We start from the raw sequence: 26,277 nt of genomic DNA on the forward strand, positions 1-26,277 counted from the left end.
ATCCCTCTTTTAAAAGAGGGATTGCTTCAGGAAATTAGAAATAGCCTTCTTGCTTTTTCTTTTCCATCGAGCCTGCTTCGTCGTGATCAATCATACGACCTTGACGTTCAGAGCTTGTGGCAAGCAACATTTCTTGGATAATTTCCGGCAAGGTGTTGGCAGTTGATTCAACAGCCCCCGTTAATGGGTAACAGCCTAAAGTACGGAAACGTACCGATTTCATTTGTGGAACTTCACCTTCTTTTAAAGGCATACGTTCATCATCAACCATGATGAGTGTACCGCTACGTTCAACCACAGGACGTTCTGCAGCCAAATATAAAGGCACTAATGGAATACTTTCCAAATAGATGTATTGCCAAATATCAAGCTCAGTCCAGTTTGACAATGGGAACACACGAATACTTTCGCCTTTGTTCACTTTACCGTTGTAAAGATTCCAAAGTTCAGGACGTTGGTTTTTAGGGTCCCAACGATGCTTGCTATCACGGAACGAATAAACACGTTCTTTAGCACGTGATTTTTCTTCATCACGACGTGCACCACCAAAGGCTGCATCAAAACCGTATTTGTCCAGTGCTTGTTTTAAGCCCTGCGTTTTCATGATGTCGGTATATTTTGAACTGCCATGATCAAATGGGTTGATCCCAGCATCTTTACCTTCTTTATTTTGATGCACGATCAAATCGAAACCATGGGTTTTTGCCATGTCGTCTCGGAATGTGATCATCTCTTTAAACTTCCAGCCTGTATCGACATGCAATAGTGGGAATGGAAGTTTTGCAGGATAAAATGCTTTTAGCGCAAGATGCAGCATGACTGCCGAATCTTTACCAATAGAATACAACATGACCGGATTTTCAAATTCGGCAGCCACTTCACGGATAATGTGAATACTCTCAGCTTCAAGCTGTTTAAGATGAGTAAGTCTTTCCTTATTTATGGACATTGACAACACCAGCTCAGATCAACGTGTACTTATTACACTTTTAAAATATATATATTCATTATAAAGATTTAGTTATCTGAGTTATTGCTTGTTTTATTATATTGATATTCAAAATTATCATATAGAGCTTATCTAATAATAAGTATAAGTTTTTATTAATGATCAATTTGAAATGCGCGATGATTTTACTCAAATACAGCCGATGCAACAACTTGTGTATTAAAATGTACAAAATACAAGCTGATCGGTCATTTATCTAAAACATGTATTTTATTCAGCTTAAAAATTTTATACAGTACCTAAATACTCCCCCATATCTTATGCTGTGTTGAATAATGCTTACGCTAGACCACACGATCGAAATTGTTAAAACCAACCTAGAAAATGCACAACTGGCAGGCTATATCTATCAACATCATTCGCATATATTGGTGCTACAAGAAGCCTTAAATGATGATGGTTCAGTCCTCAATAATTTTGTTCAGCACGAGCTTACGGCTGACCAAATTGGCCTACAATTTGGTCTACGACTTTCGAATAATACATTTGAATTTTTACTTGGCTTAACCCACAGCAATCAAGACCGTAGCAATGCAATTGGTGCGGGGCATTTAAAAGCAGATCAGAAAGCTTTTAATTTACTTTATACTTTTTATAACTATCCCAAAGCATTTTATTTGATTCGTCTACCTTTAATGGCAAATAATACCCAATTAGAAGATGCTCTTGAAAGCCAATTATTTCACCAAGAAAAGCTCGACTTTCTAAATAGTGCAATTAAGACCAACCCCATGGGTCAACAGTATAATTGGATGAAAAGCTTTATTATGCAGCAAGCCTTAGATATGAAGGCCCGAATGCAGACCTGCTTATATTAAGATGAAATTGTGCTGGAATACCCTGCATAGCAGAATACGAACCATTGGCATCTCTTGATTTTTTATGCGCTGTTTTTAATGGTATAAATTCTACCCTTACCTTCATTTCAACAAAATAATTGATTAAAAAGAATCCCCCTAAAGCATAACTGACATCACATTCATATCATAAACTCATGTTATTTACACGTGCAGTCAATGAAGCCAATAACATCTTATCTTCTGAACAAGTCGAGATGCAGATTCGCTTGGCATTATTGAAATATTTACCCAAATTCATCTGTGAAAGCGTTAAATCTATTTAATAGACTTCTTTCATAAATCATTTTTTGATCAATACAAGCACTTCGTAAAGCAAAGTTAAAAAAACAAACTTTAGCAGGTATTGGATTCATGAGTGTGGCATGGATGCCACACGTTTCCCATCACGACAAGGACGTCGTGTATGGGAAATAAAAGGTTTTTGTCTACTTTTGACCTTTCAAAAGTAGAGATAATGCCTACGCAAAGGCATAAAAACTGAAGCAATAAAATGAGGCAGTGCTGATTTTAAAAACTCGAATATTGAACATTTTTTGACTTATGCAAGTTATATAATATATTGATTATATTAAATTTTTAAGTCACTGGTTTAGGCAATATTGGTGGCAAAAGTGCACAAGGTGAAGGCTATTCAGATCAAAGACAAATTTCCCTATCTGATCAAGTGGTGAATAGTTCATTACGTTATCGCACTCAAGCACCACTGATTGATAACCTGATGAATGAACTGGGTATATTCAAGATGGTGATAATGGCTTAACGCAGAATTTAAGACCTCAAGTCAATTCAGCGAAGTAAGTCCCTAAAATCTAAAAAATGCAGCCAAACGCTGCATTTTTTATTTCAGATTGAATAAATTTCATACAACCAATCTACGTAAACTTACTTGAGTTATCTCTAAAGAAAGCTACATTAGCTGCTGATACTGCATATATAGAGCACAATAATGACTCACTCTATTTACCCTGCTTTGCGGTTTAAAGAAAATGCCAAAGCGGCATTGGAATGGTATTGCTCTATTTTCCCAGATAGTCAAATTACCTATGAAAATAATGCAGCAGTTATGGCACAATTTTCAGGTGTGCCTTTTTTAGGGATTAACGGTGGTCCTCCTTTCACAACCAATCCTTCTATTTCTTTTATGGTCATTTGTGAAAGTCGTGCTGAAATTGATGAATATTGGAAACGATTAATTGATGGTGGCGGCTTCGCGCTAATGGAATTAGATCAATATGCTTGGAGTGATTATTATGGTTGGTTACAAGACCAACATGGTTTTAATTGGCAGCTGTATTTAGGCAAACTATCGGATGTCAATCAGCAAAAAATTATCCCAACGCTCATGTATTGCGGTTCATATCAAGGACAATGCCTAACTGCATTGAGTTTCTATCAAACGCTATTTAAAAACTTTCAATCTCAAGGTGTTCTAAAATATAGCGAGGGCGAATATGCTGGACAAGTAAAGCATGCACAATTTACAGCCAACGACCTTACTTTGATGGCAATGGACAGTGGCATGCAACAAAATTTCGAATTTAGTGAAGCCGTATCCTTAGTGATTGAATGCAAAGATCAAGCTGAAATTGACTATTATTGGAATGCCATCACCTTACATGGCACTGAAGACCAGTGTAGTTGGTGTAAAGATCAGTTTGGTGTCAGTTGGCAAATTGTCCCGCAAAATTTATGGGAAATTTTAACAAATAATCCTAATGCTCTCGCAGCATTATTTAAAATGAAAAAACTGATTATTCAAGATTTGATTCAAATAGAATAACTTTTATAAACAATAATTTAATCATAGTTAGCCACTGTAAGGCTTTCATCTGTATTGAAATAGATACTCACCTTTCTGTTACCACTTTTATTATTGAAATAGCATCGGACAAGCTTGGGTTTGAATTTTTGAGAATATTTAGCTATAGAAAAGCACCCTTCAAATTAGACTAAAGTGTCCAATTTTCGGGGTGCAGTTAAAATTGAGGGCTTTTTATAACTTTTTGAATTAAAGCAAACCTTTTTCCTTCAGTACTGCATACATAGTCGAACCCAGTTCTGCTGGGCTACGTGTATAAGCCATACCCGCTTTTTCAAAGGCAGCAAATTTTTCCTCAGCAGTTCCTTTACCACCCGAAATAATTGCACCCGCATGCCCCATACGCTTACCTTTAGGAGCAGTTACCCCTGCAATATAACCTACAACTGGCTTCGTCACGTTAGATTGAATATATTCCGCAGCTTCTTCTTCCGCAGTACCACCAATTTCGCCAATCATGATAATGGCTTCTGTTTGTGGATCTTCTTGGAACAATTTCAAGCAATCAATTTGATTCATACCTGGAATTGGATCACCACCAATACCAATACAGGTTGACTGACCTAAACCGAGTTTAGTCGTTTGTGCTACAGCTTCATAAGTTAATGTGCCTGAACGCGAAATAATCCCGATTTTACCCGGCTGATGAATATGCCCAGGCATAATACCGATTTTACATTCACCTGGTGTGATAATCCCCGGACAGTTTGGCCCAATTAGGCGCACGTTATTACCATATGTTTCAAGATAGCGTTTTGCTTTGAGCATATCTAAAGTCGGTACACCCTCAGTAATCACCACAATCAATTTAACACCTGAATCAACCGCTTCCACAATTGAATCCAATACAAATGGTGCAGGAACATAAATCACTGAAGCATCCGCACCAGTCGAATTGACCGCTTCTTTCATGGTATTAAACACAGGAAGATCTAAATGAACCTGACCACCTTTTCCAGGTGTTACACCACCCACAACTTTTGTACCGTAATCGAGTGCTTGTCCTGAATGAAAAGTACCGTTTTTACCGGTAAAGCCTTGTACCAATACTTTGGTGTTTTTATTTACTAATACGCTCATGATTGATACCCCTTACGCTTTCACTGCAGCAACAACTTTTTCTGCGGCATCAGCAAGCCCATTCGCAGAAATCAATTTCAAACCCGATTCATCTAGTAATTTTGCACCTAACTCTGCATTGTTGCCTTCTAAGCGAACCACCACAGGTACAGTAACATTTACTTCTTGAACCGCTGCAATAATTGCTTCAGCAATCATGTCACAACGTACAATTCCACCAAAAATATTGATCAGAACAGCTTGAACTGAGCTATCTGATAAAATAATTTTAAAGGCTTCAATCACACGCTCTTTGGTTGCCCCCCCCCCAACATCAAGGAAGTTTGCAGGCTGACCACCATACAATTTAATAATATCCATGGTCGCCATCGCCAAACCTGCACCATTGACCATACAACCAATATTGCCTTCAAGTGCTACATAGTTCAGGTCAAACTCAGATGCTTTCAGCTCACGCTCATTTTCTTGCGACTTATCACGTAGCGCGGCAATGCTAGGTAAACCATATAAAGCATTTGAGTCGATCCCTACTTTGGCATCGACACACAGAATGTCACCATTTTCACGTACAGATAATGGATTAATCTCAAACAAAGCAAAATCATTTTCAATAAATGCTGCATAAGCCGCAGTCATCACTTGAACAAATTGATTGATTTGTCCACCTTTTAAATGAAGTGCAAAAGCGACTTCACGTGCTTGAAATGGCTGTAATCCAACCAAAGGATCAACTTCAACTTTAATAATTTTTTCAGGTGTTTCTTCAGCGACTTTTTCAATTTCGACACCACCTTCAGTAGATGCCATAAATGTGACTCGACGACTCGAACGATCAACCACTGCACCCAAATACAGTTCACGTTCAACTGGGTAAACATCTTCACAAACAAGGACACTATTTACAGGTTGACCATTAGCATCCGTTTGATAAGTCACTAAACGTGTACCAATAATTTGATTGGCATAATCAGCAGCCTCGGCAGCCGACTTCACCACTTTTACACCGCCCGCTTTACCTCGACCACCGGCGTGTACTTGGGCTTTCATTACCGCAAATTTACCACCCAGTTGCTCAAAAGCTTTTACGGCTTCTTCTGCATTTGTTGCGAGTACACCTTCTTGAACTGGCATACCATATTTTTTTAATAACGCTTTTGCTTGATACTCATGTAAATTCATTGAATAACCTTTTATTACTTCTTCACTTTGTTATGAACCACTAATACCCAGACATCCGTCAAAGCAGTATTGGCATTTTTTTAAAATCTTTCTTATCTTTATTTTTAGATGATTGTTCCAATAAAAACAACCACCAAATGCAAAAAGAGCGACCTAAGTCGCTCTTTTTTTAATCTTACTTACGTTTACGCTGAATCGCGTGAATCGCACGTCCATCCACCGCCAGAGCAGCTTCATGAACCACTTCAGAGAATGTTGGGTGACCGAAAGTCATCAATTGTAGGTCTTCAATAGAAGATACAAACTCAAGTGCAATCATACCTTGGTGAACGATGTCAGACGCAGCAGGTCCAATCACATGCATACCCAATAAACGATCTGTTTTCGCATCAGCAACAAACTTCACAAAACCAGCATTTTCACCAGCAGCCATTGCACGGCCATTTGCAGCGAAACCGAATTGACCGGTTTTAACTTCGTGGCCTTTCTCGACAGCTTGCTGTTCTGTTAAACCGACCCACGCCGCTTCTGGGTGTGTGTAGACCACAGAAATGATCGTGTCATAGTTGACTTGAGCTGCATGACCGTGAATACGTTCAACAGCCATTACGCCTTCTTCCATTGCTTTATGTGCAAGCATTGGACCGCGGACTAAGTCACCAATCGCATATACACCTTCAACAGAAGTTGCACACCAATCGTTGACATCAACCAAACCACGTTCAGTCAATTTAATGCCTGAATCATCTGCCAATAAACCTTCAGCATAAGCACGACGACCGACACAAACGATCAATTTATCGAAAGTTTGAGTTTTGTCTTCGCCGCCTTGGGTGTACTGAACAGTAACTTCTGAACCATTGACTTCTGTACCTGCAACTTTCGCACCGATACGAATATCCATACCTTGCTTAGTCAACAGTTTTTGGTAGTCTTTTGCCAAAGCTTTATCAGCCATTGGTAAGAATGCATCCATTGCTTCAAATACAACAACTTCAGCACCCAAACGACGCCATACCGAACCAAGCTCTAGACCAATCACGCCTGCACCAATCACACCTAAACGCTTAGGTACTTCTTGGAATTCTAGTGCGCCAGTTGAGTCAACAATGATGTTTTGATCAACTGGTGCTGATGGGATGTTAATTGGCACAGAACCCGTTGCAAGAATCACGTACTTAGGCTCTAAAACTTGAGTTTCACCTTCGTGAGATACAAATTCTACTTTTTTACCTGCAAGTAATTTACCTGTACCTTTTAACCACTCGATACCGTTACCTTTTAGAAGGCCATCAATACCCATGGTAAGTTGGTCAACAATTTTGTCTTTACGTGCAAGTAATTTTGCAAGATCAAACTTCACGTCACCTGTGGTAATACCATGATCATCTAAGTGCTGAACGGTATCCTCATAACGGTGTGAAGAGTCAAGCAATGCTTTAGACGGAATACAACCCACGTTTAAGCATGTACCACCTAAAGATGGTTTGCCTTTATGAATGCGTTTTTCAATACAAGCAACTTTGAAACCAAGTTGAGCAGCACGAATCGCTGCTTCATAACCACCCGGTCCACCGCCGATCACAACAAGATCAAACTGTTGAGACATTTTTATCTCCAAACGCGGATTTAAAGGATCACTTTAAATCCGCTTTTATTCGTTATAAATGATGAATTAAAGATCAAGAATAAGTCGAGCTGGCTCTTCTAACAATTCTTTAATTGCTACAAGGAAACCTACTGCTTCTTTGCCATCGATTAAACGATGGTCATAAGAAAGCGCTAAGTACATCATTGGTAAGATTTCTACTTGACCATTTACAGCCATCGGGCGCTCTTGGATTTTATGCATACCCAAGATCGCTGTTTGTGGCGTATTCAAAATCGGAGTAGATAATAATGAACCGAAAGTACCACCGTTCGTGATCGTGAACGTACCACCAGTCATATCTTCAATGCCAAGCTTACCATCACGCGCTTTACCTGCGTATGCACGGATACCGTTTTCAACTTCAGCATAGTTCATGCGATCTGTGTCACGAAGAACAGGAACCACTAAACCACGTTCAGAAGAAACAGCTACACCGATGTCATAATAACCATGATAAACAATATCATCACCATCAATCGATGCGTTTACAGCTGGATAGCGTTTTAGTGCTTCAGTCGCCGCTTTTACGAAGAATGACATGAAGCCTAAACGTGCACCATGACGTTTTTCAAACGCATCTTTAAATTGTGCACGCATATCCATGATTGGCTTCATGTTTACTTCATTGAATGTAGTAAGCATTGCAGTTTGCTGAGTTGCAGCAAGCAGACGTTCAGCAACACGCTTACGTAAACGCGTCATCGGAACGCGTTTTTCAATACGTTCACCAATCGCTACGCTTAACGGTGCAGCAGCAGGAATCGCTGGTTTAGTTTGATGATTTGCAACATCTTCTTTCGTAATGCGACCACCACGACCAGTACCCGAAACATCACCAGCAGCAATGCCAGTTTCAGTTAAAGCTTTACGTACCGCAGGCGCTTGATCAGATACAGGTTGAGCACGCTCAACTACAGGTGAAGCACCTGCTTCAGTTTGAGATGCAGCTTGTTCCACTTTTACTTCAGACTGAACTGCTTGAGTTTGAGCCGCGCCAGATACAGCACCTTCTTCAAACTGAGCAATCACTTCGTTTGATAGAACTGTTTCGCCTTCACCTTTAATGATTGACGCAATTGTACCATCAGCAGGAGCAACAACTTCTAAAACAACTTTATCAGTTTCAATATCGCAGATCACTTCATCACGTGATACTGCTTCACCTGGTTGTTTGTGCCAAGTTGCAATTGTTCCGTCAGCAACTGACTCTGGGAATACCGGTGCTTTAATTTCGGTTGCCATTATTTAGAATCTCCTGATTGTTCAGCTACGATCGCTAATGCGTCATTCACGAGCTGAGCTTGTTGTTTTGCATGTAAGTATGGTGAACCACAAGCCGGTGCAGCAGAAGCTTCACGACCTGCATAGCTAATGCGAATCTGTTGAGCAGATTTCATCACACCTTCATATAAACGTGGTGCGATGAACAACCAAGCGCCTTGGTTTTTCGGCTCTTCCTGACACCAAACCAGTTCTTGGATGTTTGGATAAGATGCAAGGACTTCCGCAATACGTTGTTCTGGATACGGATACAATTGTTCAACACGAACGATTGCAGTGTTCTTAAGTTCTTCTGCACGACGTTTTTCAAGTAAATCGTAGTAAACCTTACCACCACAAAGCACCACACGCGTTACGTCTGCTTTGTTGATTTGATCCACTTCATCAATCACAGTTTGGAATGTGCCAGTTGCAAGTTCTTCTAAAGTAGACGTTGCAAGTTTGTGACGAAGCAATGACTTCGGTGAAGTCACGATCATTGGCTTACGAATTGGACGAACCGCTTGACGACGCATGGCATGGAAAATCTGCGCAGGCGTAGTCGGTGTAATCACTTGCATGTTGTCTTCAGCACATAGCTGTAAGAAACGTTCTAAACGTGCAGATGAATGCTCTGGCCCCTGACCTTCAAAACCATGTGGAAGAAGCATGGTTAAACCACACACACGTTCCCATTTGGTTTCACCTGAAGCGATGAATTGGTCAATCACAACCTGTGCACAGTTAGCGAAGTCACCGAACTGAGCTTCCCAAATTACCAAGCTTTTCGGTAACGTGGTTGCATAACCATATTCAAACGCAAGAACCGCCATTTCTGACAATAATGAGTCATAAATTGCAGTACGTGGTTGATTTTCTTTAATATGGCAAAGCGGAATATAAACAGAACCATCAACTTGGTTATGTAATTTCGCATGACGGTGCGAGAAAGTACCACGACCAACGTCTTCACCCGTTAAACGAACCAAATAACCATCATCAAGAATCGTTGCATAAGCTAAAACTTCTGCAGCGCCCCAGTTTAGTGGCATTTCACCCGTTTGCATCTTCAAGCGATCATCAATCACTTTAGATACCTGACGTTGCATCACGAAGCCTTCAGGAAGCTCGCGCATTTTCGTGCCAAGCTCTTTCAAACGCTCGATTGGGAAAGTGGTATCCCAAACGTCTGTATAATCGTGACCCAAATAAGGTGTCCAATCGACAAACATTTTTTCGTTTGGTTCAAGTACCAATGCGTTCGCAACGTGTTTACCCGCTTCTAGATCTGCACGGTATTTTTCAACCATCGCATCTGCTGAAGAACGGTCTAATACGTTTTCTTGCACCAATTGATCAGCATAAAGCGTACGCGTAGTCGCTTTTTTGTTAATCACTTGATACATCATGGGTTGAGTTGCAGCTGGCTCATCCGCTTCGTTATGACCACGACGACGGTAGCAGAACATGTCAATCACAACATCCTTACGGAATGTATGACGGAAATCATGTGCCAATTGTGAAATAAACAATACCGATTCAGGATCATCACCATTAACATGGAAAATTGGTGCCTGAATCATTTTCGCAATGTCGGTACAATATTCTGTAGAACGTGCATCACGTGGGTCAGATGTGGTAAAACCAACTTGGTTGTTCACCACAATATGAACTGTACCGCCAACGGTATAACCACGTGTTTGTGACATTTGGAAGGTTTCTTGGTTGACACCTTGACCTGCAAATGCTGCATCACCATGGACAATGACTGGTAATACATCATCACCACCAATGTCTTTACGACGTACTTGGCGCGCACGTACAGAACCTTCAACTACAGGTCCAACGATTTCTAAATGCGATGGGTTAAACGCCAATGCCAAATGAACTTCGCCACCTGGAGTCATTACGTTTGAAGAAAAACCTTGGTGATACTTAACGTCACCCGAACCTTTCTTATGAATTGATTTACCTTCAAACTCACCAAATAAATCAGCCGGGTTTTTACCCATGATATTTACAAGTAAGTTTAAACGTCCACGATGTGGCATACCAATCACGACTTCTTTACAACCTACAGCACCTGCACGTTGAATCAGTTCGTTTACCATTGGAATGAAAGACTCACCGCCTTCAACACCAAAACGTTTAGCGCCAACATATTTATTGCCTAGGAATTTTTCTAGACCTTCAGCAGCTGTTAAGCGCTCTAAAACATGTTTTTTCTGGTCAGCAGTAAAGCCAAATTGACCTTTAGCACCTTCAAGACGTTGTTGAATCCAGCGTTTTTCTTTGGTATCAACAATGTGCATGTATTCAACACCAATAGAAGCACAATATGTTGCTTCCATTGCGTTAACCATTTCACCTAAAGTCGCTTCAGACTTACCTAAAGCAAGGTTACCTGCATTAAATACTGTATCTAAATCTGATTTGGTTAAACCGTGCGTAGCAAGATCTAAATCTGGAACATCTTCACGTTTAGCCAAACCTAAAGGATCTAATTTTGCTTTTTGATGACCACGATTACGATAAGCAGCAATAAGCTGTAAAACGCCAATTTGACGACGCTCATGTTCAGAACTTACGGCACTTTGAACAACAGGTTGAACGCGACTTGAATTGCGACCTAATAAAAGGAATTGCTCACGTACATTGCTATGTGGTTGATCACCTTTAGGGAATTTATCGAAATATTCACGCCAGTCAGACCCTACAGAATCTGGTGACGTCAAATAATGTTCATAAAGTTCTTCAATATACGCTGCACTGTCAGCGGAAAGTTCAGTGTCAAGACGCATTGCGTCAGCAACTTCTTGCATTTGTGGACCCATTTCCTATTGCAAAAACATTTTCAGGATGCTTTTTAAGCGAACCCATGATTAATAACGTCAAATTGGTAATATGACATTAACCCCCATAAGGCATAAACCGTGGGGCGTTATCACTACATCAGGGAAAACCCAATGTGAACAATGAATCATAACGCCCCTTAGCGGCATCATCACTCATTAAAATACTCGACCAAAATCGAGCAATTTTTTGCAAATCGACTTAGAAAAAACAAGCACACGACTTAATTTTTCTAAAGCGATTTATCTTTATTTATAAACCTTACATACAACCCAAAATGTTGAAAAAATGTACGCAAATAAAGTACTTTTTCCACATATTACTTTGTATTAAATCGTAACATGTTCTCTAGTTACGATTGATTTTTTTGACACATACCTCTCATAAACTAGCGAAATACATAACCATTATTTTCATCTAATATATGGTGCTTTAGCTAATAATTAGACCCCATGTAGACCAAAGTTCTACACTACCAAATCATATATAACAAAAAAGAGCACAATATTTAAACTGGCTCTCTTTACTTACGTTATAGGATAACATTTTAATAGCAACTTTGCAGATTCAAACTCTATATTAACGCCTTACATTGCCGATTCGAACAACTTCACAACAATTAAACAAGCTTTTGTTCCATTTTAGATTTAGTTTTAAGCAATTCAAATCAACACTCAAAAAAAACCTGCTTAACCACAGACATTTTCATATGTGTTTTTTGCACAACCCCATTAATCACAACGATATTAAAAACATAAAAAAAGCACACCATGATGATGTGCTTTTTTTAACGACTGATGTAGATTAGCCCGCTTGATCTAACAGCATGTTACGGATGTGACCGATTGCTTTAGTTGGATTCAAACCTTTAGGACAAACAGATACACAGTTCATAATCCCTTTACAACGGAACAACGAGAACGGGTCATCAAGACGCGATAAACGGTCTTGAGTTGCTGTATCACGTGAATCGATGATAAAACGGTATGCATTTAACAATGCTGAAGGGCCCAAGAATTTATCAGGGTTCCACCAGAATGATGGACATGCAGTTGAACAACATGCACACAAGATACATTCATACAAACCATTCAAATGTTCACGCTCTTCTGGAGACTGTAAACGCTCTTTTGGAGGAGTTGGCTGATTGTTGATTAGGAATGGTTGGATTTTGTCATATTGAGCATAGAATTGGCTCATATCAACAACCAAATCTTTAACCACTGGTAAGCCTGGCAATGGACGAATTACGATTTTTTCAGGTAAATCGTTCAAATTCCACAAACAAGCCAAACCATTTTTACCATTAATATTCACACCATCCGAACCACAAATACCTTCACGGCATGAACGACGGAATGTTAATGATTCATCCTGCACTTTTAAAGCAAGAAGCGCATCAAGCAACATACGGTGCTTATCAGTCAATTCAAGTTTAAAAGTTTGCATGTACGGTGCTTTATCCTTATCAGGATCATAGCGGTAGATTTCGAAAGTACGAGTGCCTCTACTCATCTTTATTCTCCTAATTAGAATGTACGCGGTTTAGGTTCAATAGCATCTACAGTCAACGGTCTGTAACGTACTGGTTTGTATTCAAGACGGTTGTCTGATGAATACCACAAAGTATGCTTCATCCATTCATCATCACGACGACCATAAGAGTATGTCGGATGATCTGCAGGCAATTCATAATCAACTACTGTATGCGCACCACGACATTCTTTACGAGCTGCAGCAGAGATTAACGTTGCTTTAGCGACTTCGTATAAGTTTTCAACTTCTAATGCTTCAACACGCGCTGTGTTAAATACTTTAGATTTGTCTTTTAAGTGGATATTGCGTACACGCGGTGCAATTGCAAGAATTTGCTTCACGCCTTCATCAAGCAATGCTTGAGTACGGAATACACCCGCATGATCTTGCACGATGTCACGAATTGCATCTGCAACATCTTGAGCATTTTCACCTGAAGTTGAATCATCTAATTGACGAATACGCTTCATGGTATTAACCAATGCAGTCGTTGGAACTGGCGTATAATCTTCACCGTGATGTTTAGTCACGTAATCGATGATGTGTTCACCAGCAGCTTTACCAAATACCACCAAGTCAAGCAATGAATTTGTACCTAAACGGTTCGCACCATGAACAGATACGCAAGAACACTCACCAATTGCATAGAAACCCTTAACAGGTTTTACATAATTGCGATCGGTATTGTTGGTGCTGTAAGTATCCGTTGCTTGATCATAACCTGCTTCTAAAGCTACAGTTTCTGCAGTTTCAGGAACAACAACTTGACCATGAATATTGGTTGGAATACCACCCATTTGATAATGGATTGTCGGTACAACTGGAATTGGTTCTTTAGTGATATCCACGTTTGCGAACTTCTTACCAATTTCAAATACTGATGGTAAGCGCTTCATAATCGTATCAGCACCCAAGTGTGTCATATCAAGAAGGATATAATCACCTTTAGGACCACAACCACGACCTTCTTTGATTTCTTGGTCCATCGAACGTGATACGAAATCACGTGGCGCCAAGTCTTTCAAAGTTGGTGCATAACGCTCCATGAACGGTTCGCCGTCTTTGTTACGAAGGATTGCACCTTCACCACGACAACCTTCCGTCAACAATACGCCTGCGCCCGCAACACCCGTTGGGTGGAACTGCCAGAATTCCATATCTTGTAATGGAATACCTGCACGAGCCGCCATACCAAGACCATCACCAGTATTGATATAAGCATTGGTTGATGCACGGTAAACACGACCAGCACCACCTGTTGCAAACAATGTTGCTTTGGCTTGGAATACCGCAATTTTACCCGTTTCTTGGTCAATTGCAGTAACACCAATCACAGTACCTTCATCATCACGAATAAGATCAAGTGCGATCCATTCAACGAAGAACTGTGTACCCATTTTCACGTTGCTTTGATAAAGCGTATGCAAAAGCGCGTGACCTGTACGGTCAGCAGCAGCACATGCACGTGGAACTGGCTTTTCACCATAGTTTGCAGAGTGACCACCGAACGGACGTTGGTAGATTGTACCGTCTGCGTTACGGTCAAATGGCATGCCCATGTGTTCAAGTTCATAAACCACTTTAGGCGCTTCACGACACATAAATTCGATTGCATCTTGGTCACCTAACCAGTCAGAACCTTTTACTGTGTCATAGAAGTGATAATGCCAGTTATCGTCTTGCATGTTACCAAGAGACGCACCGATACCACCTTGTGCCGCAACAGTGTGCGAACGTGTTGGGAATACTTTAGTCAGCACTGCAACATTCAAACCCGCTTGAGCAAGTTGATATGAAGCACGCATACCAGAACCACCACCACCAACGATAACTGCATCGAAAGCTTGGCTTGGAATATTTGAATAATCTTCTTTAGGGGTTATAGCGCCCATGACATTTTCCTATCAATTCGCCCAAAAAATCTGGATTGCCCAGATTGCATATGCAAATACAGCAACAATCACTGCCGATGTCAGCACCAAACGCAAACCTGAAGCTGAAGGACCCATTTGACGAGTAGTCACATAATCCGTGAATACCTGCCACATGCCGATCCAAGCGTGTGCGACAAGAGATAAGACTGCCAATAAAGATAAAATCTTCATTGGTAATGTCATCATAAAGCCAAACCATTGTTCATAGTTAAATCCGCCATTACAAAGGATCCAACCCAACACCACAACAGTATAAACAGCTAATACAACAGCACTTACACGTTGGATATACCAATCGCGAGAACCTGAACCCGTTAAACCTGTAGCACTTTTCATTAGAGAACAATCCATACAAATGCTGCAACAATACCGATTGCAGACAAGATCAATGAAATAGTAGCTGCGATTCGACCACTTTGCAGCTCTTCGGCAATACCGATATCTGCAAGTAAATGCTTAACACCCGCAATAAAGTGGAAAATTAAGCCGGCTACAAATACCCATACGATGAAGCGCACAATGAAGCTACCAAAGATTGCTTGAACTTGAGCAAAACCTTCAGCAGAAGACAATGATTTGTCTAAAATCCACAAGAGTACAGGTACGAGTAAAAATACGATGACACCAGAAAGACGGTGTAGAATTGATGCAATAGCCACAGGGGATTTTAAGTTTACTTCTAAAACTTGACCCATGGACAAATTGACAGGTCTGTTGCTTTTCACAGCGGGCATCCTGTAAGTAAAAACTCCATCTGGAGTTTGTTGGAATTAATTCGAAGGAAAGCTAGCATTTTTAGGTAATTGCTATCTCCAGCAACGCCTAAACTTAAAACGACACTGAATTATAAAACGTCAACTATCAAAATACAAACGATCACATTTACCTTTTTAGCAAAAAAGCGTTAAATAAGAATCATTAACATAAAATACCACTTTAAAGCAGACAAAATACATCTAACAAAACATAGCTATATACTTGGTTTTTATTAATTAAAACTGCATTTTATTGATCGTTTTTAACTTTGATAATTAAATTAATTTATTTAGACTAAAGCCCAACAAATAATAACTACAACTTAAAAGCACTTTTTATAGAAATAAAAATTGCAACATATATATATTTCTCAAATAAATATATGTTGCCTATCTAAAACTACGCCCATACAACATCACGAAATGAAATAATCACTTAGTCTGTGAACAACTCCGCTTATCAAGATGATTACTCTTATCTCATAGACAATATGTTATGTTACTTACCTGCAATCGATTAAAAAAACAGCATATCAAGCCTATTTGAGTAGTTATTTTTTAACCAAATAAACTTTCTTTTTATGCTCATTAAGTGTTTTTAATTATGACTCAGAAAAGCCCCATAATCAGAAAAAATGAGTGTGAATTATGAGTTCTAGACTCATTTAAAGCATAAGTTTTATCAAAAAATAAAAATCTATCAGAGCTTTTAACAATTAAAAATTGCTTGTAATTAAAGCAACATACATTTTTTTTTCTGCAACTCATCTTCAATATGACTTATTATACGGCGTCGGTGCTGTGATTTTCCTCATTTTTATTGGAATATTTTGTGACAAAACCTCTATGAAAACGTCATTTTTATCCATAAGTATAATTGACAAAATTTCAGTACTCACTAATCTTATAGCAAATTTTTGATCCATCTGATTCACGCATTAAAAGATGAGTACTACGAGTCGGATAAAACATTCACCAGGACAGGAGATCGATTGAATGTCTGCAGCAACTGGCAAAAAAGCCGTTTTACAGCTTGATGGCAAAGAAATTGAATTACCAATTTACAGCGGCACATTGGGCCCAGATGTAATCGACGTTAAAGATGTGTTGGCCGCAGGTCACTTTACTTTTGATCCTGGTTTTATGGCAACAGCTGCATGTGAATCTAAAATCACATTCATCGATGGTAACAAAGGTATTCTTTTACACCGCGGTTATCCAATCGACCAGTTAGCGACTAAAGCAGATTACTTAGAAACTTGCTATTTGTTGTTAAATGGTGAGCTTCCAACTGCTGCTCAAAAAGAAGAATTTGACGCTAAAGTTCGTAACCACACCATGGTTCACGACCAAGTTAGCCGTTTCTTCAATGGTTTCCGTCGTGATGCTCATCCGATGGCAATCATGGTTGGTGTTGTTGGTGCGCTTTCTGCGTTCTATCACAACAACCTAGACATCGAAAATGTTGATCACCGTGAAATTACAGCAATCCGCTTAATTGCTAAAGTTCCTACTTTAGCTGCGTGGAGCTACAAATACACAGTTGGCCAACCATTCATGTATCCGCGTAACGATTTAAGCTACGCTGAAAACTTCCTATACATGATGTTTGCTACGCCTGCAGACAAAGACTACAAAGTTGACCCTATTCTTGCAAAAGCAATGGACCGTATCTTTACGCTTCATGCTGACCATGAACAAAATGCGTCTACTTCTACAGTACGTTTAGCCGGTTCTACTGGTGCTAACCCTTACGCATGTATCGCTGCGGGTATCTCTGCACTTTGGGGCCCTGCTCATGGCGGCGCGAACGAAGCTGTTCTTAAGATGCTTGATGAAATCGGCACTGTAGAAAACGTTGCTGGCTTCATGGAAAAAGTGAAAACTAAAGAAGTTAAACTCATGGGCTTCGGTCACCGCGTTTATAAAAACTTCGATCCACGTGCAAAAGTAATGAAAGAAACGTGTGACGAAGTACTTAGCGCGCTAGGTATCAACGATCCACAACTTGCTCTTGCTATGGAACTTGAACGTATTGCGTTGTCTGACGAATACTTCATCAAACGTAACTTATACCCTAACGTAGACTTCTACTCAGGTATCATCCTTAAAGCGATTGGTATCCCAACAGAAATGTTTACGGTAATCTTCGCTCTAGCACGTACAGTTGGTTGGATCAGCCACTGGTTAGAAATGCATAGCGGCCCTTACAAAATCGGGCGTCCACGTCAGCTTTACACTGGTGAAGTTCAACGTGACATCCAAGGTCGTTAATTCTTAAGAATTAAAGATTAAAAAACCACCCTTTTGGGTGGTTTTTTACGTTCAAAAATACTTAAACTATTTATTGAATAACGTGCATAAATCAAAAATGCTCAATATCCGATTTTTTAAAATCAACACTCCCTCATTTGATTACTTCAGTTTTTATGACTTTGCCTAAATATGATCCAATAGTGAAAGTTTTTATCGCAACTTACATAGATACCCAACCTATAAAGTATTAGAAACGACTGATAAAAAAACAAAAAACATATGCTTTTCAAACTATTATACTAAATTAATTTTTCTATAATTTAGCCTGACAGATTTAAGCCGCCATGTAACATCCGTTAATTATTTGAACCAACCGCTGTAACAACACCCGATACCCTCTGTATCGGGTGTTGTCTATTGACATTAATTAAGAAGAAATATCATAATTTTTCAAATCCATTTCACTTAATTGTTGCTTTAGTTTTTTCAATGACCATGGCCACGCCGCAAAGTTACGTCCATTTTCATCTAAATAGTAAGACTTACAACCACCTACATTAAATACAGTGGTTTTTAAATGCTGTTGTAGGGTTTGGTTATACTGATTGATCACATCACGCTTAATATCAAAACGTGTGAATTTCTGCTCACGCATTTTTAATAAACCATTGACGATATAACCCACTTGCGCTTCGGCAACACCAATAAATGAATCATAGATCAGAATGTTTGGGCCCAGCACAAGGAATGCATTGGGTACTTTTTCCAAACTCGCACCTAAATAGGCTTCAGGTGAGCTATCTTTCCAGCGTTCTGCTAAAATTCGACCATTGGCATCATACACCCGCTTACCAATTGGCGGATGCGAAACTTCAAAACCAGTTCCCCAAATAATTACATCCACTTCATGACGCTCACCATTTGCAGAAACCACAGTATTACCCTCAATTTCAACTAAACCATGAGGAATCACACTCACATTCTCCTGTTGAAGCGCTGGATAATAGTTATTGGCAAATAATAAACGCTTACAGCCAATGGTAAAGTTTGGTGTTAGGTCTTGACGCAACTGGTCATCTTTAATTTGCAACTTGAGTAACTGCTTACTCAAAAAGCTAACAGGTTCTAAAACTTTAGGGTTTCGTAACCCAAAATTAATTCCATTTAAAATCTGCGCAATGCTATTGCGCCAAGTTTGTTGAATAATAGGGAATTTAGCAATAATTCCTTTGGCCGTATCATTCAACAGCATATCTGCTTTGGGTAGTACCCACGGCGCAGTACGCTGAAATACAAATAATTCTTTCGCCAGCGGTTGTACCTGTGGAATAAACTGAATAGCCGAAGCACCTGTTCCAATCACAGCAACACGCTTGCCTGTTAAATCATAATCATGCTTCCAACGTGCCGAATGGAACATTTCCCCCTTAAAGGTTTCAATTCCTTTTAATTTCGGCATCGAGGGTTCAGTGATTGGGCCTGTGGTAAAAATCACAGTTTTTGCCTGATAAAGACCTTTCGAGGTTTCTAAACACCATTGATGCTTAGATTCATCCCATTTAGCGCCGATTAATTCATTATTAAATTCAATCTTTTCATTCAGATTATACTTTTCAGCCACTTCTTCTAAATAACTCAGAATTTCTGGTTGCTTGGCAAATAAATGGCTCCACTTATGGCTTGGCGAAAATGAAAATGAATACAAGGCAGAGGGCACATCACAACCACAACCAGGATAATTATTATCACGCCAAGTTCCACCAACACGGCTTGCCCTTTCAAGGACAATGTAATTCTCATAACCCACTTGGTTCATTTGATAAGCCGCTGCAAGCCCTGAAATACCCGCACCGACAACAATGGTGTCATACACATGTACTTGCACTTCTGGCTCTACTATTGTTGCTTTTTTATTTACTGGCTGAGCTGTTTTTTCAACCTTTCGAACAGGAATTGAGCTACTTTTCTGGTCAGACTTGAGCTCAGGTTTTGGCTCCACTTTAACTTCAGCTTTAGGCGTTTTTGGTTTGCTAACTTTTGCTTCTGGTTGCGTCACTTGCTTAACATCTGCAATAGTTGTTTGCGTAGATTTTTTCTGGGTTGTTTTTTCTTCAGGAAGCGTATCGCTGGTTATTTCTGTCATCATTTCAATATACTCAAATCTTATTTTACATATTTACTAAATAATGGATAACCAATACCCAGCAACTTTGCATATAGGCTTGGTGATGCACGCTTCATCAGCCAGAATAATTTTGCATCAGGTTGCGGGATGGTATACAGCTTACCTGCATCCAAATTATTCAAGGTTTTAATTGCAACTTTATCGCTCGTCGTAAAAGCATGATTCATCAGCAGATTATCTGCTAAACCAGAATAACGACTCGGTAAGCGACCATTTTTCATAATATTGGTTGGAACTAAGGTTGGGCAAAGCACATTGACCTTGATATTAAAACTGCGTAATTCTGCTGAAAGTGTTTCCGATAATGCCAAAACACTAGACTTAGTTACGTTATAAGCGGTCATTTCAGGTGCAGCAGTAAATCCCGCCGCAGAAGCTACATTAATAATCGCACCATAGCCTTGTTGTTTAAACTTCGGTACAAAATAGTGACAACCATGAATAACGCCCCATAAATTGACATGCATACACCATTGCCAATCCTCCAGCGATACTTCATCAAATTTCCCACCTAAGCCCACTCCGGCATTATTAATGACCAAAGTTACAGGATGGTTCATTAATTTTTCAGCATTATCTGCTAAAGCCTTCACTTGCTCTTTATCCCCAACATCACATTGCACGGCAAAAGCCTTACCTGAAGTCTGGCGTTCAATCAGTTGCACTGTTTCCAGAGCGGCATCTAAATTAATATCTGCGCAAACAATAATTCCACCACGCTTGGCGAGTTCCATTGCAAAACTACGACCAATCCCACTTCCAGCACCCGTGACTACAGCATAAGCATTCTTTGTTGGTGGCACTTTTTTTGAAAAAATTCCCATTCATTTTATCCATTATAATTTTTAATTTATGTTGCCTACACACGCAAGGCTGGTGTAAATTCTTTTACAAAATAAGGTGTTAAAATACCATCCACTGGATTTAATAACGTCTCTTTATAGTATGCTAAAAATTCAGAAGTATCATGATCATTTGGGTGGAAATCTGGACGTAAATAATCAAAAATATGCTTTAAACTACTACCATATACACCATCTTTTAGACCAAAAATCAGTTGAAAACTATGCGGAATATCTTTCCAGTAGCTCAGTCGAATCAAGTTTTTCGGGTCACGATAAAATGGAACAATCAAAGAGGCGGCAGAAATCAGTCCTAAAATCGTAATCAATGCCGGGAAAAAACCAGCGATACGTAAAGCATAATTATTTGATAAGGTTTGGAATACATCATAAGCAATGTCTTTATGCTCAGATTCTTCCAACATATGCCACATCCAAATCGCACGCTGTTTTTCATCTTGTGAACGGAAAAAAACTTCCTCATGGTTCATCATATATTCAGCAAGTACGGCGGTAAAATGCTCAATACCAGCCATTAAAGAGAGTTTCATCGGTTGTGGTAAACGATTTAAACCATAATCAAAAACCCAACCTGCCCAGATACGAAATAACTTTACTGGCAAATCAACATCCACCAATGCATCATTTAATTCTTCGTGCATTTTAGAATGAATAGCCTCTTGACCAATCAATGATGTTACTCGCTGTTTGAGTAAAGGATCTTTAATAAAGTCTCGATGATAACGTGCTGTATCAATCACTAAATCCTCACCAAAGGTTAAGAAAATTGATAACGAAGCAAAATATGCACTTGCCAACTCAGCATTTAAGAAAAATTTATGATCAATTTTTTTAGGATCAAAATCAAACTTCATATGCCGAATTGGAATAATTGCTGACTGCTTTTCAGTATTAAATGGTGATGCAGCAAAAATCTTTGCAACAGTCTTTTTGATTGGTTTAGCTAATATCATGGCGGCACCTTATTTTTCTATGTTGAGCAAATTTTATTTTTAAGCATGACTCTAACTTACAACTTAAAAATAAAAACCAAACCTTGTAGAAAAATTAAGCGATACGACCCTATATGCCACTAGCAATTCACATCAACTGATTAGCAAATTATGACTTTAAATTTGCTTGTCTAACAATTCTTACCGCAATTTAGCAGTTTAGGACAGAATCATGCTTTTTGAGACACAAATGGAATACAGGCTTCATAAGCCTGACACTCTTTTCCAAGTGCTTTTTTAATAAAATAGTCCTGAACCATCTGTGCCTGTTGCTCAATTCCATACTGTAAAAACAGCTTACCCTGCTCTAAAATGTAACGATATTGACGATCAAATATCGATTTACGTACCACAGATAGCCCTTGTTGAATTTGCCAAACATGCGTGAGTTCATGAATCAACCATGACTGCTGCTGCAAAGACAGTTTTGAGAAGTCTTCACACCAGTTTTGAGGATTAAAATAAATATTACCATTTGGGCTGATGGCGTAATTCTTAATGACTCCACGATGCGCCACAATACGAATAGCACCCAACTGTAAATGAGCACCAAAAACAGACCTAGCAAGCTGTTTTTCAGCTTGAGTTAATTTACGACTTTTAACCTCAAGCAATTGATTTATATTATTTAATATGGTTTTCATAAGTCATATCATCTGATCTAGCAATTACAATCCATCCTTCGCCTAGTTATTCTCTCACTAACACTAATATTTTTGTCTTAATTCGGATTTTTTTTTGTTTTTCTCTCATTAAATGCTGCAATTCGTATATAGTATCCAATTGCTAATTATTGATTAAACATCTATTTGTTTGTCGTCACGTATACAGCGTTGAACCAATAGCCATAATAAATCAAAAGTCTGTGTATATATCCCTATAGGTATAGGATTAAGTTGGAATGAAAAGTTTTAAAATTGCCCTTGCGCAATTCTCTCCGCATATCGGCAATATCGAAGCAAATGCTCAAAAAATGCTTGATCAGGTCAATGAAGCCAAAAAACAAAAAGCTGATTTAATTGTCTTCCCCGAACTTTCAACCGTAGGCTATCCTGCGGAAGACTTATTACTTCGCCCTAGCCTTGCTAAACGCACACAAAAAGCATTTGAGCTGCTTAGCCAAGTAAAAGATATTGTCGTGGTCTTTGGATTTGTTAACCAAACAGAAGATGGTCAACGCTATAACGCAGCAGCGGTCATGAAAGATGGTCAAGTACTGGGTATTTACAACAAGCAAAACCTACCAAACTACGGCGTATTTGATGAAAAACGCTATTTTAGCGAAGGTCAGCAACATCTTGTTTTTGAATATCTAGGTCATAAATTCGGTATTCTTATTTGTGAAGATGTTTGGTCACTCACTACTGTGCATCAACTCTCTCAACTCAATGTTGAAACGATTTTAGTTTTAAATGCATCACCTTATGAAGTGGGTAAACCTCAGCATCGACTGACCACCATGAGTGAACTTGCTAAACAACTCAATATTAACTTGGTGTATGTCAACCAAATCTGTGGTCAAGATGACCTCATTTTTGATGGTACTAGCTTTGTGATCAACAAAGATGGCAGTATTGCTTTACAAGCAGAAAGCTTTAAAGAAAATCTGTATTACGCCGAATATGAAGCCAAACAAAAAACTTTTAAAATAACAACGATTACTCCGGCTTTAGATACGATGGCTGAAATCTATCAAGGTTTGGTTCTAGCGACTCGGGATTATATTCAGCGCTCTGGTTTTGCAGGTGTTATTCTAGGCTTATCTGGTGGCATTGACTCAGCATTAACACTGGCGATCGCCGTTGATGCAATCGGTGCGGATAAAGTCCAAGCCGTCATGATGCCTTATACCTATACTGCACAAATCAGTGTTGAAGATGCCGCAGCACAAGCTAAAAACATGGGTGTAACTTTTGGCATTGCCGAAATCAACCCCATTGTAAATAGCTTCATGCAAACACTATACCCGTTCTTTGGTAACAGCCCTGCCGATACTACTGAAGAGAATCTACAAGCACGCGCACGTGGCACATTACTCATGGGCTTATCGAATAAATTCGGCAATCTTGTCTTGTCTACAGGTAATAAATCAGAACTTGCTGTAGGTTACTGCACACTGTATGGCGATATGGTCGGTGGTTTTGCGGTGCTTAAAGATGTGTATAAAACCATCGTTTTTGAATTGGCAAAATACCGTAACAGCATTTCAGAAACACCCGTCATTCCTGAACGCGTGATTACTCGCCCACCTTCTGCAGAACTTCGTCCAGACCAAAAAGACCAAGATTCCCTACCTCCTTATGACATTCTTGATGCCATTCTTTATGCTTATATTGAAGAAGATATGAGCCAAGATGACATCATTGCCAAAGGCTTTGAAAAAGAAGTGGTTGAAAAAGTAATTCGTCTGGTTGACCAAAACGAATACAAACGTCGTCAAGGTGCAATTGGCCCACGCATTAGCTCACGTGCATTTAACCGCGAGCGTCGCTATCCAATCACTAATGGATGGACACCAGGTGTCTAAGCCTGACTCTGCTCAACAGTTTGCTCAAGCGCTTATGCTTGAGCAAACTCGCTTTATTAAAAAACAATTATTATTAGAACAAAATAATCCATATATCGAAAAATTTATTCATCACATTTACAGCCATTCAGATCAAATTCTATTAAAACAATTCATTCAACTTGAAGCATTACAAGATGTGGTTCAAAAATATGCGTTTGAATTGAATTTAGGCGCAGAAATTTTAGAATTTATTGGTGTGATTGCACAAAGAATTCATCAGCTTGCAATCAATAGCAACACTCAAATACATGAATTATTTTCCGATGAATCATTTGAATTATGGATGTCCAAGATCCTTGAATTAGATCAACTGCGTCACTACATCCAAGCAAACCTATTACACACTCAACAAATACAACACGTGAGTTTACAGCTTGCAAATCAGATTTTAGAAAGCAATACCCCTTGGCTTGATCATTTACGTAAGCTCAATACACATGACTATGGTCTAGGTTCTAAAATACTCGGTTTTATTCAAGACCAACAACAAAATATTGAACTCAAACTTGAACAGCAACTCGCTCAAGCATTACTCAAACAACTGGGTAATATCATTTTATTGCCCAATGAAGAACTTGCCGATATTAGCCTACATTTGTGGGATGATATTAAAAAAAGAACACTCAAAGAAACCTTTTCTCAATTTCAAGCCATCGACTTTGAAGAGTTTTTTATTTTAGTTTATGAATCATGGCGACAGTTACGACAAGCTGACTATCTACAACACGTTATTTTAGATGTGACCGCTTGTTTTTATGATTATTTTGCAGAATATAACCTACAAGAATTATTACAGTCTGTTGGACTAGATGAAGAAGATTTACATCAAGAAGCATTACGCTTTTTACCCCACACCCTGCAAGCTTTGGAACAACAAGGTTTATTGGACGGGATTGTAAAAGAGTTAATCTCACCTTTTTATCTCAGTGAAACCACGCATCAATTTATTCAGCAGTACTTAGAAAATAATTTTTAATTTCCATCCGATCTTTTTTGCGCCACACAGAGCAATCTGTGAGTTATCTATTTATTCTGCACTAGTATGATGTGGGAAGATTCGGGATGATGTGGGACTTAATGGGATGGAAGCCTTAGCTTATAAGAGTTTGGGCTTTTTTATGGAGTAAACCAGGTGATTCCTGATTTACTCTTTATTTTGCACTAGATTTTAACGATTCTCTGGATGTAGCTTATTTTTGCTTTTCATTCTGCACTAACTTAATTAAAGAAATTTGATTGAGTAGTGCTTCGACTGCTGCCCCCACTATGTGTGTAACGGCTTTATCTGGATTATATATATCTTCCAGGTTAAATTTGAGTGTGAATAGCTCATCTCCAAATAATTTCACCTGTACCGATGTATTTTGGTCCTTTGCTTCTTCTTTAAATATTTCCATAGCTTTGGTACTTAGCTTAATACCCTGTCCTTTTAAATTATTCAATCCAAAGCTTTTATCATCACTAGTTTCTAGCATA

General features: G+C 39.1%; 20 protein-coding genes and 2 pseudogenes. 7 read left to right on the forward strand and 15 right to left on the reverse strand.

Annotation, left to right across the window (positions count from 1 at the left end; genetic code table 11):
- Positions 1-34 precede the first annotated feature (34 nt).
- Positions 35-943: a sulfate adenylyltransferase subunit CysD gene (gene cysD, locus B9T25_RS06140; RefSeq protein WP_171262743.1), complete on the reverse strand. Its 909-nt coding sequence runs from the start codon at positions 941-943 to the stop codon at positions 35-37.
- A 341-nt stretch (positions 944-1,284) separates the two neighbouring features.
- Between cysD and B9T25_RS06145 the strand changes: the two genes are divergently transcribed.
- The 4 genes and pseudogenes from B9T25_RS06145 to B9T25_RS06160 all read left to right on the forward strand — a co-directional run bounded on the left by B9T25_RS06145 (position 1,285) and on the right by B9T25_RS06160 (position 3,649).
- Positions 1,285-1,827 carry a hypothetical protein gene (locus B9T25_RS06145; protein ID WP_086187581.1) on the forward strand — a complete coding sequence of 181 codons (543 nt, stop codon included), beginning with the start codon at positions 1,285-1,287 and terminating at the stop codon, positions 1,825-1,827.
- A 185-nt stretch (positions 1,828-2,012) separates the two neighbouring features.
- A pseudogene (locus tag B9T25_RS06150) lies at positions 2,013-2,123 on the forward strand (flotillin domain-containing protein); the annotation flags it as partial.
- Positions 2,124-2,449: 326 nt separating this feature from the next.
- Positions 2,450-2,667, forward strand: a pseudogene (locus tag B9T25_RS06155) (flotillin domain-containing protein); the annotation flags it as partial.
- 148 nt (positions 2,668-2,815) lie between these two features.
- Positions 2,816-3,649: a VOC family protein gene (locus B9T25_RS06160; RefSeq protein WP_086187582.1), complete on the forward strand. Its 834-nt coding sequence runs from the start codon at positions 2,816-2,818 to the stop codon at positions 3,647-3,649.
- 228 nt (positions 3,650-3,877) lie between these two features.
- Here the strand turns inward: B9T25_RS06160 and sucD are convergent, their stop codons facing one another.
- The 9 genes from sucD to sdhC all read right to left on the reverse strand — a co-directional run bounded on the left by sucD (position 3,878) and on the right by sdhC (position 15,915).
- Entirely contained in the window at positions 3,878-4,768 is an 891-nt protein-coding gene (gene sucD, locus B9T25_RS06165; protein ID WP_086187583.1) for a succinate--CoA ligase subunit alpha, read from the reverse strand.
- A gap of 12 nt (positions 4,769-4,780) precedes the next feature.
- Positions 4,781-5,947, reverse strand: coding sequence for an ADP-forming succinate--CoA ligase subunit beta (gene sucC / locus B9T25_RS06170; protein WP_086187584.1), 1,167 nt, complete (start codon positions 5,945-5,947; stop codon positions 4,781-4,783).
- Positions 5,948-6,122: 175 nt separating this feature from the next.
- Positions 6,123-7,556: a dihydrolipoyl dehydrogenase gene (gene lpdA, locus B9T25_RS06175; RefSeq protein WP_086187585.1), complete on the reverse strand. Its 1,434-nt coding sequence runs from the start codon at positions 7,554-7,556 to the stop codon at positions 6,123-6,125.
- A gap of 66 nt (positions 7,557-7,622) precedes the next feature.
- A complete protein-coding gene (gene odhB / locus B9T25_RS06180) occupies positions 7,623-8,840 on the reverse strand; it encodes a 2-oxoglutarate dehydrogenase complex dihydrolipoyllysine-residue succinyltransferase (RefSeq protein ID WP_086187586.1) in 1,218 nt (405 codons plus the stop codon).
- Positions 8,840-11,680 carry a 2-oxoglutarate dehydrogenase E1 component gene (locus tag B9T25_RS06185; protein WP_086187587.1) on the reverse strand — a complete coding sequence of 947 codons (2,841 nt, stop codon included), beginning with the start codon at positions 11,678-11,680 and terminating at the stop codon, positions 8,840-8,842. Before B9T25_RS06185 ends, odhB begins: the two co-directional genes overlap by 1 nt.
- Before the next feature lie 835 nt (positions 11,681-12,515).
- Entirely contained in the window at positions 12,516-13,226 is a 711-nt protein-coding gene (locus B9T25_RS06190) for a succinate dehydrogenase iron-sulfur subunit (RefSeq protein ID WP_086187588.1), read from the reverse strand.
- A 14-nt stretch (positions 13,227-13,240) separates the two neighbouring features.
- Complete coding sequence (gene sdhA / locus B9T25_RS06195) at positions 13,241-15,139, reverse strand: succinate dehydrogenase flavoprotein subunit (RefSeq protein ID WP_086187589.1); 1,899 nt, start codon at positions 15,137-15,139, stop codon at positions 13,241-13,243.
- Positions 15,140-15,151: 12 nt separating this feature from the next.
- Entirely contained in the window at positions 15,152-15,517 is a 366-nt protein-coding gene (sdhD, locus tag B9T25_RS06200) for a succinate dehydrogenase, hydrophobic membrane anchor protein (protein WP_074945610.1), read from the reverse strand.
- Entirely contained in the window at positions 15,517-15,915 is a 399-nt protein-coding gene (sdhC, locus tag B9T25_RS06205) for a succinate dehydrogenase, cytochrome b556 subunit (RefSeq protein WP_086187590.1), read from the reverse strand. The genes sdhD and sdhC overlap by 1 nt, the downstream gene beginning before the upstream one ends.
- A 1,017-nt stretch (positions 15,916-16,932) precedes the next feature.
- Between sdhC and gltA the strand changes: the two genes are divergently transcribed.
- Entirely contained in the window at positions 16,933-18,210 is a 1,278-nt protein-coding gene (gene gltA / locus B9T25_RS06210; RefSeq protein WP_086187591.1) for a citrate synthase, read from the forward strand.
- 409 nt (positions 18,211-18,619) lie between these two features.
- Here gltA and B9T25_RS06215 read toward each other — a convergent pair whose 3' ends face one another.
- The 4 genes from B9T25_RS06215 to B9T25_RS06230 form a co-directional block, all read right to left on the reverse strand.
- Complete coding sequence (locus tag B9T25_RS06215) at positions 18,620-20,338, reverse strand: flavin-containing monooxygenase (protein WP_086187592.1); 1,719 nt, start codon at positions 20,336-20,338, stop codon at positions 18,620-18,622.
- Between the two features lie 17 nt (positions 20,339-20,355).
- Positions 20,356-21,201, reverse strand: coding sequence for an SDR family NAD(P)-dependent oxidoreductase (locus B9T25_RS06220; protein ID WP_086187593.1), 846 nt, complete (start codon positions 21,199-21,201; stop codon positions 20,356-20,358).
- Positions 21,202-21,236: 35 nt separating this feature from the next.
- Positions 21,237-22,193 carry a metal-dependent hydrolase gene (locus tag B9T25_RS06225; RefSeq protein ID WP_086187594.1) on the reverse strand — a complete coding sequence of 319 codons (957 nt, stop codon included), beginning with the start codon at positions 22,191-22,193 and terminating at the stop codon, positions 21,237-21,239.
- A 209-nt stretch (positions 22,194-22,402) separates the two neighbouring features.
- A complete protein-coding gene (locus B9T25_RS06230) occupies positions 22,403-22,876 on the reverse strand; it encodes a type IV secretion protein Rhs (protein WP_086187595.1) in 474 nt (157 codons plus the stop codon).
- Positions 22,877-23,133: 257 nt separating this feature from the next.
- Here B9T25_RS06230 and B9T25_RS06235 point away from each other — a divergent pair, with 257 nt between their 5' ends.
- Both B9T25_RS06235 and B9T25_RS06240 read left to right on the forward strand, forming a co-directional pair.
- Positions 23,134-24,759 carry an NAD+ synthase gene (locus B9T25_RS06235; RefSeq protein WP_086187596.1) on the forward strand — a complete coding sequence of 542 codons (1,626 nt, stop codon included), beginning with the start codon at positions 23,134-23,136 and terminating at the stop codon, positions 24,757-24,759.
- Positions 24,752-25,777, forward strand: a complete 1,026-nt coding sequence (locus B9T25_RS06240; protein WP_228146857.1) for a hypothetical protein — start codon at positions 24,752-24,754, stop codon at positions 25,775-25,777. Before B9T25_RS06235 ends, B9T25_RS06240 begins: the two co-directional genes overlap by 8 nt.
- A 214-nt stretch (positions 25,778-25,991) precedes the next feature.
- Here B9T25_RS06240 and B9T25_RS06245 read toward each other — a convergent pair whose 3' ends face one another.
- Positions 25,992-26,276 carry a hypothetical protein gene (locus B9T25_RS06245; protein ID WP_086187598.1) on the reverse strand — a complete coding sequence of 95 codons (285 nt, stop codon included), beginning with the start codon at positions 26,274-26,276 and terminating at the stop codon, positions 25,992-25,994.
- Position 26,277: the final 1 nt, after the last annotated feature.

This window comes from Acinetobacter sp. ANC 4470, assembly GCF_002135335.1.
In the GTDB taxonomy this organism is placed as follows: Bacteria; Pseudomonadota; Gammaproteobacteria; order Pseudomonadales; family Moraxellaceae; genus Acinetobacter.

What these genes read in the sequence shown, in the direction of transcription:
- sdhA (WP_086187589.1), bottom strand. Translation starts at nt 15,139, where the DNA reads ATGGGCGCTATAACCCCTAAAGAAGATTATTCAAATATTCCAAGCCAA.
- B9T25_RS06185 (WP_086187587.1), bottom strand. Translation starts at nt 11,680, where the DNA reads ATGCAAGAAGTTGCTGACGCAATGCGTCTTGACACTGAACTTTCCGCT.
- sdhD (WP_074945610.1), bottom strand. Translation starts at nt 15,517, where the DNA reads ATGAAAAGTGCTACAGGTTTAACGGGTTCAGGTTCTCGCGATTGGTAT.
- odhB (WP_086187586.1), bottom strand. Translation starts at nt 8,840, where the DNA reads ATGGCAACCGAAATTAAAGCACCGGTATTCCCAGAGTCAGTTGCTGAC.
- B9T25_RS06235 (WP_086187596.1), top strand. Translation starts at nt 23,134, where the DNA reads ATGAAAAGTTTTAAAATTGCCCTTGCGCAATTCTCTCCGCATATCGGC.
- B9T25_RS06215 (WP_086187592.1), bottom strand. Translation starts at nt 20,338, where the DNA reads ATGATGACAGAAATAACCAGCGATACGCTTCCTGAAGAAAAAACAACC.
- B9T25_RS06145 (WP_086187581.1), top strand. Translation starts at nt 1,285, where the DNA reads ATGCTTACGCTAGACCACACGATCGAAATTGTTAAAACCAACCTAGAA.
- B9T25_RS06230 (WP_086187595.1), bottom strand. Translation starts at nt 22,876, where the DNA reads ATGAAAACCATATTAAATAATATAAATCAATTGCTTGAGGTTAAAAGT.
- B9T25_RS06225 (WP_086187594.1), bottom strand. Translation starts at nt 22,193, where the DNA reads ATGATATTAGCTAAACCAATCAAAAAGACTGTTGCAAAGATTTTTGCT.
- sdhC (WP_086187590.1), bottom strand. Translation starts at nt 15,915, where the DNA reads ATGCCCGCTGTGAAAAGCAACAGACCTGTCAATTTGTCCATGGGTCAA.
- sucC (WP_086187584.1), bottom strand. Translation starts at nt 5,947, where the DNA reads ATGAATTTACATGAGTATCAAGCAAAAGCGTTATTAAAAAAATATGGT.
- lpdA (WP_086187585.1), bottom strand. Translation starts at nt 7,556, where the DNA reads ATGTCTCAACAGTTTGATCTTGTTGTGATCGGCGGTGGACCGGGTGGT.
- gltA (WP_086187591.1), top strand. Translation starts at nt 16,933, where the DNA reads ATGTCTGCAGCAACTGGCAAAAAAGCCGTTTTACAGCTTGATGGCAAA.
- B9T25_RS06220 (WP_086187593.1), bottom strand. Translation starts at nt 21,201, where the DNA reads ATGGGAATTTTTTCAAAAAAAGTGCCACCAACAAAGAATGCTTATGCT.
- sucD (WP_086187583.1), bottom strand. Translation starts at nt 4,768, where the DNA reads ATGAGCGTATTAGTAAATAAAAACACCAAAGTATTGGTACAAGGCTTT.
- B9T25_RS06245 (WP_086187598.1), bottom strand. Translation starts at nt 26,276, where the DNA reads ATGCTAGAAACTAGTGATGATAAAAGCTTTGGATTGAATAATTTAAAA.
- B9T25_RS06190 (WP_086187588.1), bottom strand. Translation starts at nt 13,226, where the DNA reads ATGAGTAGAGGCACTCGTACTTTCGAAATCTACCGCTATGATCCTGAT.
- B9T25_RS06160 (WP_086187582.1), top strand. Translation starts at nt 2,816, where the DNA reads ATGACTCACTCTATTTACCCTGCTTTGCGGTTTAAAGAAAATGCCAAA.